A 12,340-nucleotide genomic window follows, 5' to 3' on the forward strand; every position below is an offset into this window, starting at 1 on the left:
AAATAAATATTTGCATATGCAACTTAGGTCGTATTTTGACAATTGCGCTCACACCCCACGATGAGAGCGCTTAGCAATGTGCAATACCGCTTTTTTCAACACGAACTATAACGGCGACCCTATGGCCCTTCCGTCGACTGACACTAGCCGCCTCGACAACACCCTGGCGGTGATACGCACTCTGCGTGACCAAGGATCGGTGGCACGCATCGACCTGGGCGCACTCAATGGCATTAGCTCTGCCACCGTCACCTCGATCAGCGCCGAACTACTCCAGCAGGGGTTGATCACGGAACGGCCACCCGAAACACCCCGCCCCACCGGGCGTGGCCGACCAAAAACCTTGATTGAACTCGACCCTAATGCCGCCTGCGTGGTGTGTATCAAGCTATCGATCAATGAGATCCAGTTGGTGGTGGGCGATTTTTCGGGCCAGGTGCGCCATAGCGAGCACCACGCGGTGCCCACCCTGACGCTGAGCGCCGACGACCTGGAAGCGCTGCTGGAAGAGAAGATCAGCACTGTTTGCGCGCAACAGCTAAAGGGATTTCAACGATTGGCGGGGATCTGTTTGGCAGTGCAGGGGTAGTCTCGTCGCAAAGCGGTACGATTATCTGGTCCCCCGCTTTAAGCTTTCGTAATGCACCGATATCGACGCGATTAGCGGAGCGTTTTCACTGCAGCGTACTGCTGGAAAACGATGCCAACTGCATCGCCAGCGTTCTAGCGGCACAGCCCGCCTATGCAGACTGCCCCAACTTGGTGGTCATTATGCTGGGCTACGGTATCGGCATGTCGGTATTGATTAACGGCGTGCCCTTTCTAGGTGCCAATGGCTCAGCGGCGGAGTTTGGGCACAGCAAATACCAACCCGATGGCGCCCTGTGCGCCTGCGGGCGACGGGGCTGCATTGAAGCTTACACTAGCGATTATGCGCTCTATCGCGCCGCCGCGGATCATTTAGCGCTTCCCTCCGGCGACAGCGCACACCCCTCAGAGCAGCAGATGCAGGCGCTGACACAGTTGGCATTAAAAGGCGACCCGACAGCCCAGCGTATTTACGCCGAGGCTGGGCGGGCGTTGGGGTTCGGCATTGCCAATGTGATGGCGCTCTTTAACCCCGATCTAGTGCTGATTACCGGCTCCGGCGTGCGCGGCTTTGACGCCATGCAAGCCGCCATGCACACCGCCATTGACGATGCCCTGGTGGCCGAACTGATGGGCACTACCCGCATCGAACACTGCGCCTGGGATCGCGACATGACCTGCATGGGAGGCATCACCATGGCGCTAAACGCTACCGATGCCCAGACGCTGTTAGATAGCCAAACCGCCCGCGAAGCTTAGCCAGATTGGGGTGGGTTGCGATCCGCTAGCGCCGGGAAAGCGATCAATGCGAGTGCCGCGGCACATCAGAACCGCGGCAACCCACCAGGAAGTCAAAGTCGCAACCTTCGTCCGCCTGGAGCACCCGCTCGATATACAGCTGGCGGTAGCCGCCCTGGCTGGCAATCAGCGTTGAGGCGGCAGTGGGGTCACTTTCGGCCAGGCGCGAGGCCAGTTCTTCGTCGCTGAGTTCCAGATGCAGCCGGCCACTTTCGCAGTCGAGCTCGATCCAGTCGCCGTTGCGTACCGCGGCCAACGGGCCACCGGCGGCGGCTTCGGGTGCCACGTGCAGTACCACGGTGCCGTAGGCGGTACCGCTCATGCGGGCGTCGGAGATGCGCACCATGTCGGTAATGCCCTGGGCGAGGATCTTGGGCGGCAGGCCCATATTGCCCACCTCCGCCATGCCGTGATAACCACGTGGGCCGCAGTGCTTCATGACCAGAATGTCATTGGCTTCCACGTCCAAGTCCGGGTCGTTGATGCGCGCCTTGTAGTCGTCGAAGTCCTCGAACACCACCGCACGACCTCGGTGCTGCATGAGTTCGGCCGTGGCTGCCGAGGGCTTTAACACCGCGCCATTAGGGGCGAGGTTGCCGCGCACCACGCAGATGCCGCCGTCCGCGGTGAGCGGATTATCCAGCGGGCGAATCACTTCGTCGTTGTACAGCGGGGCATCCTGGACGTTCTCCCACAGGGTTTTGCCGTTGACGGTCAAGGCGTCCTTGAAGGGCAGCCGGTTGGCCTCGCCCAGGCGTCTAAGCACCGCGGGCAGGCCACCGGCGTAGTAGAACTCCTCCATCAAGAACCGCCCCGAGGGCTGTAGATCGACCACCGTGGGCGTGCCGCGCCCCACTCGGCTCCAGTCGTCCAGGGTCAGATCCACACCAATCCGTCCGGCAATCGCCTTGAGGTGAATCACCGCATTGGTGGAGCCGCCAATGGCGGCGTTGGTACGGATGGCGTTGTCGAAAGCTTCCTTGGTAAGGATCTTGGAGAGCCGCAGGTCTTCGTTGACCATCTCGACAATCCGGTTACCCGAAAGGTGTGCCAGCACGTAGCGGCGAGAGTCTACCGCAGGGATCGCCGCATTGTGGGGTAGCGAGGTGCCCAGGGATTCCGCCATGCAGGCCATGGTGGAGGCGGTGCCCATGGTGTTGCAGGTGCCCGCAGAACGGGACATGCCCGCTTCGGCGGCCATAAAGTCGTGGAGTGAAATCTCACCCGCCTTGACCTGCTCGGAGAGCTTCCAGACCACGGTGCCGGAGCCAATATCCTTACCTTTGTGCTTGCCGTTGAGCATTGGCCCGCCGGTGACCACGATGGTGGGAATGTCGCAGCTTGCCGCACCCATCAGTAGCGCCGGGGTGGTTTTGTCGCAGCCCACCAGCAGCACCACCGCATCGATGGGATTACCGCGAATCGCTTCCTCCACGTCCATGCTGGCCAGGTTGCGGGTAAACATCGCGGTGGGGCGCAGGTTGGATTCGCCGTTGGAGAACACCGGAACTCCACCGGGTAGCCACCCGCCTCCAGCACGCCCTGCTTCACGTGCTCCGCCAACTTACGAAAGTGCGCATTGCAAGGAGTGAGCTCCGACCAGGTGTTGCAGATACCGATGATCGGTTTGCCCTGAAACTCATGGTCAGGAATGCCCTGATTCTTCATCCAACTGCGGTACATAAAGCCGTTTTTATCGGCGGTGCCGAACCACTGGGCAGAGCGTAATGGGCGCTGACGATCAGACATAACAAAGCCTCCGTACAAACCGGAAAAAAAGTGACCAACTAATAAAGGGGTAACGGCTTAAGCGTCAGGCCCGCTGACGACGGGTCTGTTTCCAGCGGTCAAACATCACCGCCAGCAGCAGAATCGCGCCACGCACCAGGTACTGGTAAAAGGTGGGGACGTTGAGCAGCCCCATGGCGTTCTGGACACAACCCATGATCAGTACACCGACCACCACACCGGTAATGGTGGCAACGCCGCCGGATAGCGCCACACCGCCCAGCACACAGGCGGAAATCACCGCCAGTTCCAGGCCCATGGAGGTATTGGGGTCGCCCAGCCCCATGCGTGAAGCTAGCAGTACACCGACGACACCCGCCACTACGCCCTGGAGGCCGAAAACAATAATCTTGAGGCGGCGAACATTAACCCCGGCAAGCGCGGCGGCTTCCGAGTTTCCCCCGGTGGCCAGCACATTGCGCCCGAAAGCGGTCATGTTGAGCACCACACCAAAGATCACGAAACAGGCCAGCATGGTCCAGACCGGCAGGGTTAGGCCGAGGAACGAGGCACTGCCCAGGTCAAAGAAACCCGGCACGGTGATCATTACCGCGTCGCCGCCGGAGGTGATATAGGCCAGCCCGCGTACAAACTCCATTGCTGCCAGGGTGGCAATCAGCGAGTTAATACCGAACTTGGCAATTACCAGGCCGTTAAAAGCGCCCACCGCGCCCCCAGCGACAATGCCACCGATCACGCCGATAAACACGCTACCGGTACTGGAAGTCACCACCGCTGCGACCACCCCCGCAAAGGCCACCGTAGAGGCCACCGAGAGATCCACCTCACCCAGTGCCAGCACCAGCATCATGGTGGTGGCCAAACTGCCGATCAGGGTAATCGAGAGCAGTAGCCCAACCATGTTGCGGCCGGTCAGAAAGTCCGGGATGAGTACCGCCAGGGCCACAAACAGCAGCAAGAAAATTGCAATCAGCCCTGAGGTATCCAGCAGCGTGCGCAGTGGCTTGATCAGCCCCTGCCGGCCCGCCGGGCGGGCAGGCGCAGTCTCGCCTTGGGTTGCATTATTAGTTGTCATGGTTGTTGTCCTGAACTTGTTCTCTTAAGAACGAATATCTTGAAAACCTTAAAAAAAGCTGACACTTAGGCAGGTAGCGCCAAGCCCAGCAGGCGTTCCGGCGTAGCCGATTCCCGCGGCACTATGTCCACCAGTTCACCGTCGCGCATCACCGCGATGCGGTCACAGATGGAGCTGACTTCTGCCAGGTCACTGGAAATCACCACCACGCTTTTGCCCTGTTCGGCCAAATCGTAAAGTAGCGAGTAAATATCCCGCCGTGCGCCGACGTCGATGCCTCGGGTCGGCTCGTCCATCACAAACAGATCAATCTCCTCGGCAAGCCAGCGGGCTAGAATCACCTTCTGCTGGTTGCCGCCGGAAAGTTTGCCGATCGGCGTACGTGGCCCCGGTGTCTTGACACTGAGTTGCTGGATATACGACTCGGCATTGCGCCGCTCACGGCCGGGGTGGCGAAACATGCCCCAGCGTTTGAAAAAGCGCCGGCAGCTGATATTGAGGTTGTCAGCCACGCTGGCCACCGGGAAAATACCCTGGGATTTACGATCCTCTGGACACATGGCAATACCGGCGCGTATCGCCTCGCCAGGGCTTTTAAAACGTCGCGATTCACCGTTGAACTGTACGCTGCCGGCCTTGGGCGATTCGACCCCGCAGATCAGCCTCAGCAGTTCGCTGCGCCCCGCGCCCACCAGACCAAACAGCCCGAAGACTTCCCCGCGTTTGACGGAGAAACTCACCGGCGCCTTGAGGCCGCGCCCGTGGATTCCTTCCACGTTCAAGACCACATCGCCCTGTGTGCGCGGGCGGTAGCCGTAAACATCGTCGATATCCCGGCCGACCATTTCACTCACTAACAGGTCGTGATTGAGTGCCGACATATCCTCATGGGTGCGGATATGCTGGCCATCGCGGAAGATGGTGACCGCATCGCACATCTCAAACACCTCCTCCATGCGATGCGTCACGTAGAGCACCACCCGCCTTCATCACGCAGTCGTTGGACGATACGTTTTAGCTGGCGAATCTCCTGAATAGAGAGACTACTGGTGGGCTCATCGAACGCGATAACCTTGGCGTCTCGCAGCAGCGCACGGCCAATCTCGATCATCTGCTGCTGGCCGATGGAGAGCTCGCGCACCTTGGTCGAGGGGTGAATCTCCCCCTCGCCAAGATCAGCCAGAATCGCCAGGGCTTTTTGTTTTAACTCGCGGCGGTTAACAAACCCCTGCCGTGTGGGCAGTTGGCCCAGCAGCAGATTCTCGGCCACCGACATATTGGGCGAGAGCGTCAACTCCTGGTAGATAATCGCGATGCCTTCCCGCAGCGCCTCCCGGGCGTTGCTGAATACGTGGCGCTGGCCATCGATCCATAGCGCGCCTTCGGCTGCCCGGTTAACGCCACTGAGCACCTTGAGCAGGGTGGATTTACCCGCGCCGTTCTCACCCATTAGCGCATGCACTTGACCGGCGTGGGCGGCAAAGCTCACCCCATCCAGCGCGCGCACCCGGGGAACACCACGCTAATCCCGTCGAACCGTAAATAAGCATCAGACATGCATGAATACTCCACAGATGGCCTGTAACAGCGAGCCCGTTACAGGCCTCTTTCATTGCCAATCAAGCGCTTTATAGACCGAGCGCTGCGCGCACTTCTTCCCAGTTGTCGCGCGTCATTAACGTGCCGGAGGTTTCAGTGTTGGCCTGGGGCTCTTGATCCTCGCTAATCCAGCGGTAGAGGTCTTCGGCGGTCTGGCGGCCGTGCATGGTGGAACTGACCGCTACCGTGCCGTGAAAGCCAGTGGGGTTATCCCGGGAAAACTCGGCAAAGGCGGCGCCGGAGCCATTGATACCCACGCCGATCACATCTTCCGGCGCTAAGCCATACTGCTCGGTCGCCCTAACACCGCCGAGCACGCTCTCTTCGTTAAGGGCATAGATCACCCAGTGCTCATAATCGCCGCGCTGGGAAAGCACCGGAGAGGCGGCAGAGAAAGCCCCACTGGTATCGGTGCTCTGCTGAGGCGCGTCGAAAATATTATCTTCTGGGAATCCCGCGGCTATCAGCGCCTCGGTGGCGCCGTCGGTACGCTCAACGGCGGTCGGCAGTTCGTTGTTGGTGATCCGCAGCGCGGCTACCTCTTCGGGGTTCCAGCCGCGCGCTTCCATTTCGGCGTTAATGGCTTCGCCCACCTGACGCCCAATTTTGGTGCCCGACATACCCAGGTGCGGCACGCCCTCCATGGGCTCACCGCTTGAGTTAACAAACTGGTCATCCACAGTGACTACTTTCATGCCGTACTGGTTAGCACGGTTCATAATCGCTGGCCCCAAGCGTACGTCTGGCGGGCAGATTACGAACCCTTCAGCGCCTTGGGAGTAGAGGTTATCAATAGCGCTAAGCACCTCTTGGCCATCTTCGCCGCCAAGGCGTACCACTTCGAAGCCGAGCTCTTCGCCTACTTCAGTAGCCGCCTCCTGTTCGTTAATGAACCACGCCTGCTCCGGCTTTTTAACGATAAAGCCAATCTTCACCTCGTCTTCCTGGGCCTGTACTGACCCTAGTGAGGCCAGCATAATTGCGCTACCAAGTGCTAAACGGGTAAATGTTGTCGTCAATTTCATTGTTGTACTCCTGCTATTTTTAGCGTTGTTTTTATTGATATTTTTGATTACTAACCACGGACGGTTGGTAATAGTAATGATGAATCGAGATTACGAGCCCAGGTCTTGCTGCGCGGAAAAGCGATAGACCGTGCGTGAGCGATAAGTCTCGCCCGGCTCTAGGATCGTGCTGGGAAACGCCTCTTGATTGGGAGAGTCAGGGTAGTGCTGAGTTTCCAGCGCAAAGCCGGAGCGGTGCCCGTAGGCCTGGCCCTGCTTGCCGGTCAGGTCGCCGTTAAGGAAGTTGCCGGAATAGAATTGGATCGCGGGTTCGGTGGTGGTGATTTCCACCAGGCGTCCGCTTCTGGGTTCCCATACTTTGGCAGCCAAGACCAGCTCATCTGATGCAGCGTTATCGCGGGCAAGTACAAAGTTGTGGTCATAACCGCCACCAAAGGCAAGCTGCTCGTTCTCCTGCTCGATCCGTTCACCGATCGGCGTCGCCTGGGTAAAGTCGAACGGCGTGCCCTCCACCGAGCGGATCTCACCGGTTGGAATCAAGGTGTCATTGACCGGGGTAAACTCAGGGGCATTGATCATCAACTGATGATCGAGAATGGTGTCGCTACCCTCACCCTTTAGGTTGAAGTAGCTGTGCTGGGTTAGGTTAATCGGGTGGCTTTATCGTTTACCGCCCGATAATCCACCATCAGCTCGTCATTATCGGTCAGCGTATAGGTAACTTCGCTCTCCAACTTACCGGGTAGCCCTCTTCGCCATCCTCGCTGGTATAGCGCAGTACCAATCCATTGCCTGCGTCACTCTCGAATGGTTCGGCCTGCCATAGCACTTTATCAAATCCCTGGTCGCCGCCGTGCAGATGGTTGCTGCCATCGTTGGTAGCCAATGAATAGGTTTCTCCATCGAGGGAGAATTGCCCACCCGCAATACGGTTGCCGTAACGACCAATAATGGCACCGAAGTAAGGATTGGCCTGACGGTACTCACCGGAGAGGTAGGCTTCCAAAGAGTCAAAGCCCAGCGCTATATCGTCAAACTTACCGTCCATATCAGGGGTTTTCAGCGACAGAATGATGCCACCGTAATTGGTCACCCGCAGCTCAATACCATTGGCGTTGGTAAGTTGATAGACATCCACCAGGCGACCATCGGGTAGATGGCCAAACACCGATGTTTGGATACCACTGCCGACGCTGCTGCCCGCGTTGGCTTCAGAACTGCTCTGGGCTTGTGCGGTGTTTGCCAAAAGTACCGCGGCAATTGCACCGAGCAGAAGAGGTGAACCATTTCTTAATCGTTGGCTGTACATGAGAGGCATGAGCTTCCTCCTGGAGGCATACTTTGTTGCTAAATTATTGTTGTTAGGCTTGGTCAGAAAACTCAGTGAGTTACCACAGTTCATCATGACCGATACAGACACTACAGTAGCCATGTCTGGCATAACCAACCAATATACAAATGCCTCACTATCGATATACTTCTAAGTATCAATAACAACACGAGGCTTATGCCATGGGCATTCTCGGCGAAAACTGGTTTTTAGACGTGCGACTAAAGTTGCGTCATTTTCAGCTATTTTTAGCCCTGGACGAGCAGCGCAACCTGCACCGCGCGGCGGCTCAGCTCAATATGAGCCAGCCCGCCGCCTCAAAACTGCTCAGCGACCTGGAAGCCAACCTGGGTATTCGGCTGTTCGATCGCCACCCCCGTGGGCTAACGCCTAACTGGTATGGCGAAATTATGATTCGCCACGCCCACAGCATGCTCTCAGCGCTACGCCACACCGGTGAGGAGCTAAACGCTCTCGGCGAGGGCAGTGCCGGCACGGTAGCCGTCGGCACGGTAATGGCGCCAGCGGTTACGCTGCTCACCAGCGCCATCGAACGGGTGCACCGCGACCGGCCAGGGCTAAAAATCAGCGTAGATGTGGATGTCAGCAAAGTGCTGGTACCACGCCTACTGGAAGGCGAACTGGATTTCGCGATTACTCGCATACCCGCAGGCGTCGATGCCGAGCGCTTTGTCTTCGAGGAGATTGGCGAGGAGGAACTCTGCTTTGTGTGCCGCCAAGGGCATCCATTAGCCGATAAACAAACGCTGAGCCTTGCTGATATGGCGTGCTTCCCTTGGTCGCTGCAGCCCGCTGGCGCGTTGATGCGCCAGCGGGTGGATAGCCTATTTCTGCACCATCAGGTCGCGCCGCCCCGCCAGATCGTCGATACCGCTGACCTGCTGCTGTCGCTGGCCCTCGTCGACAAATCCGATACCATCACGGTGACTACACGGGAAGCCGCTGACCTGCTCTGCCCACCGCAGCGTTTTCATCTACTGCCATTTAGCGAGGCGCTAAGCGTTCAGCCCTATGGGCTGGTGAGCTTACGCCACCAGCGACTCTCCCCCGGTGCCGCCGCATTAATGAGCACTCTGCGGGAAGTGATTGCTCAGTCCAATTAATGCGAGTGCCGCGGCACGTCAGACCCGCGGCAACCCACCAGGAAGTCAAAGTCGCAGCCTTCGTCCGCCTGGAGCACCCGCTCGATATACAGCTGGCGGTACCCGCCCTGGCTGGCAATCAGCGTTGAGGCGGCGGTGGGGTCACTTTCGGCCAGGCGCGAGGCCAGTTCTTCGTCGCTGAGTTCCAGATGCAGCCGGCCACTTGCGCAGTCGAGCTCGATCCAGTCACCGTTGCGTACCGCTGCCAGCGGGCCACCGGCAGCGGCTTCGGGCGCTACGTGCAGTACCACGGTGCCGTAGGCGGTGCCGCTCATGCGGGCATCCGAAATACGCACCATATCGGTGATGCCTTGGGCGAGGATCTTGGGCGGCAGGCCCATATTGCCCACCTCGGCCATGCCGTGATAACCCCGGGGGCCGCAGTGCTTCATGACCAGTATGTCATTGGCTTCCACGTCCAAGTCCGGGTCGTTGATGCGCGCCTTGTAGTCATCGAAGTCCTCGAACACTACCGCACGACCGCGGTGCTGCATGAGTTCGGCCGTGGCTGCCGAGGGCTTTAACACCGCGCCATTAGGGGCGAGGTTGCCGCGCACCACGCAGATGCCGCCGTCCGCGGTGAGCGGATTATCCAGCGGGCGAATCACTTCGTCGTTGTACAGCGGGGCATCCTGGACGTTCTCCCACAGGGTTTTGCCGTTGACGGTCAAGGCGTCCTTGAAGGGCAGCCGGTTGGCCTCGCCCAGGCGTCTAAGCACCGCGGGCAGGCCACCGGCGTAGTAGAACTCCTCCATCAAGAACCGCCCCGAGGGCTGTAGATCGACCACCGTGGGCGTGCCGCGCCCCACTCGGCTCCAGTCGTCCAGGGTCAGATCCACACCAATCCGTCCGGCAATCGCCTTGAGGTGAATCACCGCATTGGTGGAGCCGCCAATGGCGGCGTTGGTACGGATGGCGTTGTCGAAAGCTTCCTTGGTAAGGATCTTGGAGAGCCGCAGGTCTTCGTTGACCATCTCGACAATCCGGTTACCCGAAAGGTGTGCCAGCACGTAGCGGCGAGAGTCTACCGCAGGGATCGCCGCATTGTGGGGTAGCGAGGTGCCCAGGGATTCCGCCATGCAGGCCATGGTGGAGGCGGTGCCCATGGTGTTGCAGGTGCCCGCAGAACGGGACATGCCCGCTTCGGCGGCCATAAAGTCGTGGAGTGAAATCTCACCCGCCTTGACCTGCTCGGAGAGCTTCCAGACCACGGTGCCGGAGCCAATATCCTTACCTTTGTGCTTGCCGTTGAGCATTGGCCCGCCGGTGACCACGATGGTGGGAATGTCGCAGCTTGCCGCACCCATCAGTAGCGCCGGGGTGGTTTTGTCGCAGCCCACCAGCAGCACCACCGCATCGATGGGATTACCGCGAATCGCTTCCTCCACGTCCATGCTGGCCAGGTTGCGGGTAAACATCGCGGTAGGCCGTAGGTTGGATTCGCCGTTGGAGAACACCGGAAACTCCACCGGGTAGCCACCCGCCTCCAGCACGCCCTGCTTCACGTGCTCCGCCAACTTACGAAAGTGCGCATTGCAAGGTGTGAGCTCCGACCAGGTGTTGCAGATCCCGATGATCGGTTTGCCCTGAAACTCATGGTCGGGAATGCCCTGGTTTTTCATCCAACTGCGGTACATAAAACCGTTCTTATCAGCCGTGCCAAACCATTCAGCACTGCGCAGCGGACGTTGACGTTGGCCATGAGGTTAACTCCTTGTTTTAGTTCGGTGACGGCTGACGACCTGAGAGTTGGCGTCGAGAGTGGGTGCCGAATGCGCAAGACACTAAACTACCCCGTCAATCTAGTCGACCATACAAAAGTATATGTTGAACAATTGCTCTTAATGTTCAACATTACCCTCCCACGTGGGTCATTGGCCCGTTGCATTACAGCGTTAACCACCACGCTCTCCACAACAAAAAACTTGAGGAATAGTGCTATGCTCAAATCGAAATACAGCTCGCTACTCACTGGTTCCGTGCTACTGCTGGGCCTCTCTGCGGCCCAGGCAGCCGAGTACGAATGGAAATTTCAGGCGTCAGAAACCTCGGGCGAACCCAGCTTTAAGATCAAACAAGAGTGGGCCGAGCGAATTACGGCAATGACCGATGGCCGTGTTGAAATCGAGGTAATGCCGATTAATTCCGTGGTTGGCCCTACTGAGACATTGACCGCCGTTAGCTCAGGGATTCTGCAGGGTCATATGACCGACCCCAGCTACTTCTCTGGCCAGGATCCGGCTTTTGGTATGCTCGGCAATCTTGTTGGTGCTTGGCAGAACCCCTACGATTTCCTGGAGTACATGAAATACGGCGGCGGTGAAGAGCTTTACAACGAACTGGTCGAACCCTATGGCGCCCATTTGATCAGCGCAGCGACCTTTCCGTTGGAGTCGGTACCCTCCACGGTGCCCATCGAATCCATCGCTGACTTTGAAGGGCTAAAAATCCGTGCCCCTCAAGGCATGGTGTACAACATCTTCGAGCGCATTGGCGCCACACCCGTTAATCTGCCGGGCTCTGAGGTGTATACCGGCCTGGAAAAAGGCGTAATCGACGCCGCAGACTCCACGGTGCTCTCGAATAACGACGCCATGGGTCTGCACGCTTTCGCCCCTACCCGCTCTACCCTGGCTTTCACTCCATGCCCATGATCGCTGTGTCGATCAATAAAGACATCTGGGATGGCTTGCCCGAGGAGCTACAGACGACCCTCAATACCGCCTTTGATGGCATGGCCTACGACCTGATTGCCCGCCTCAAGGAGCAGGATATTGAGACCCTGCAGCGGCTTCAGGATGACCCAGACGTTCACCCCTTCAACTTGCCCGAAGAAGAGCGTCAGAAATTCCGCACCGCGGCTGAGCAGGAGTGGCAAGAGTGGGCGGGTGAAAATGAGATGACTCAGAAGATTTATGACTCGGCGACCGCCTTTTTGCGCTCGCGCAATCTGCTCTAACTCTGTGCTCTCAACTCTCTGCTCACAACCGGCCTCATTAATCTAACCAACGCA

The 12,340-nt window shown here is 58.5% G+C and carries 6 protein-coding genes and 4 pseudogenes; 4 read left to right on the plus strand and 6 right to left on the minus strand.

Annotated elements, in window-relative coordinates; genetic code table 11:
- The first annotated feature begins 121 nt into the window (after positions 1-121).
- Positions 122-589 carry a hypothetical protein gene (locus tag FDY98_RS28545; RefSeq protein WP_340147037.1) on the plus strand — a complete coding sequence of 156 codons (468 nt, stop codon included), beginning with the start codon at positions 122-124 and terminating at the stop codon, positions 587-589.
- Positions 526-1,347 (plus strand): ROK family protein, encoded by an 822-nt coding sequence (locus FDY98_RS17950; RefSeq protein WP_340147038.1) that lies wholly within the window; start codon positions 526-528, stop codon positions 1,345-1,347. Before FDY98_RS28545 ends, FDY98_RS17950 begins: the two co-directional genes overlap by 64 nt.
- A gap of 43 nt (positions 1,348-1,390) precedes the next feature.
- On the opposite strand, the pseudogene FDY98_RS17955 reads toward FDY98_RS17950, so the two are convergent.
- The 5 genes and pseudogenes from FDY98_RS17955 to FDY98_RS17975 form a co-directional block, all read right to left on the minus strand.
- Positions 1,391-3,135: pseudogene (locus tag FDY98_RS17955) on the minus strand (IlvD/Edd family dehydratase).
- Positions 3,136-3,199: 64 nt separating this feature from the next.
- Positions 3,200-4,210 carry an L-arabinose ABC transporter permease AraH gene (gene araH, locus FDY98_RS17960; RefSeq protein ID WP_009287512.1) on the minus strand — a complete coding sequence of 337 codons (1,011 nt, stop codon included), beginning with the start codon at positions 4,208-4,210 and terminating at the stop codon, positions 3,200-3,202.
- 65 nt (positions 4,211-4,275) lie between these two features.
- A pseudogene (gene araG, locus FDY98_RS17965) lies at positions 4,276-5,767 on the minus strand (L-arabinose ABC transporter ATP-binding protein AraG).
- 71 nt (positions 5,768-5,838) lie between these two features.
- Positions 5,839-6,834 (minus strand): arabinose ABC transporter substrate-binding protein, encoded by a 996-nt coding sequence (locus FDY98_RS17970; RefSeq protein WP_009287511.1) that lies wholly within the window; start codon positions 6,832-6,834, stop codon positions 5,839-5,841.
- A gap of 90 nt (positions 6,835-6,924) precedes the next feature.
- Positions 6,925-8,143: pseudogene (locus FDY98_RS17975) on the minus strand (aldose epimerase family protein).
- 203 nt (positions 8,144-8,346) lie between these two features.
- Here FDY98_RS17975 and FDY98_RS17980 point away from each other — a divergent pair.
- Positions 8,347-9,288 carry a LysR substrate-binding domain-containing protein gene (locus FDY98_RS17980; RefSeq protein WP_022521930.1) on the plus strand — a complete coding sequence of 314 codons (942 nt, stop codon included), beginning with the start codon at positions 8,347-8,349 and terminating at the stop codon, positions 9,286-9,288.
- Here the strand turns inward: FDY98_RS17980 and FDY98_RS17985 are convergent.
- Entirely contained in the window at positions 9,285-11,009 is a 1,725-nt protein-coding gene (locus tag FDY98_RS17985) for an IlvD/Edd family dehydratase (protein ID WP_155706066.1), read from the minus strand. The two genes, FDY98_RS17980 and FDY98_RS17985, sit on opposite strands and share 4 nt — an antisense overlap.
- Positions 11,010-11,267: 258 nt before the next feature.
- Between FDY98_RS17985 and FDY98_RS17990 the strand changes: the two are divergent.
- Positions 11,268-12,286 (plus strand): annotated as a pseudogene (locus tag FDY98_RS17990) (TRAP transporter substrate-binding protein).
- The last annotated feature ends 54 nt before the right edge of the window (positions 12,287-12,340 follow it).

Source organism: Halomonas sp. PA16-9 (assembly GCF_009728585.1).
GTDB classification, from domain to species: domain Bacteria; phylum Pseudomonadota; class Gammaproteobacteria; order Pseudomonadales; family Halomonadaceae; genus Vreelandella; species Vreelandella titanicae.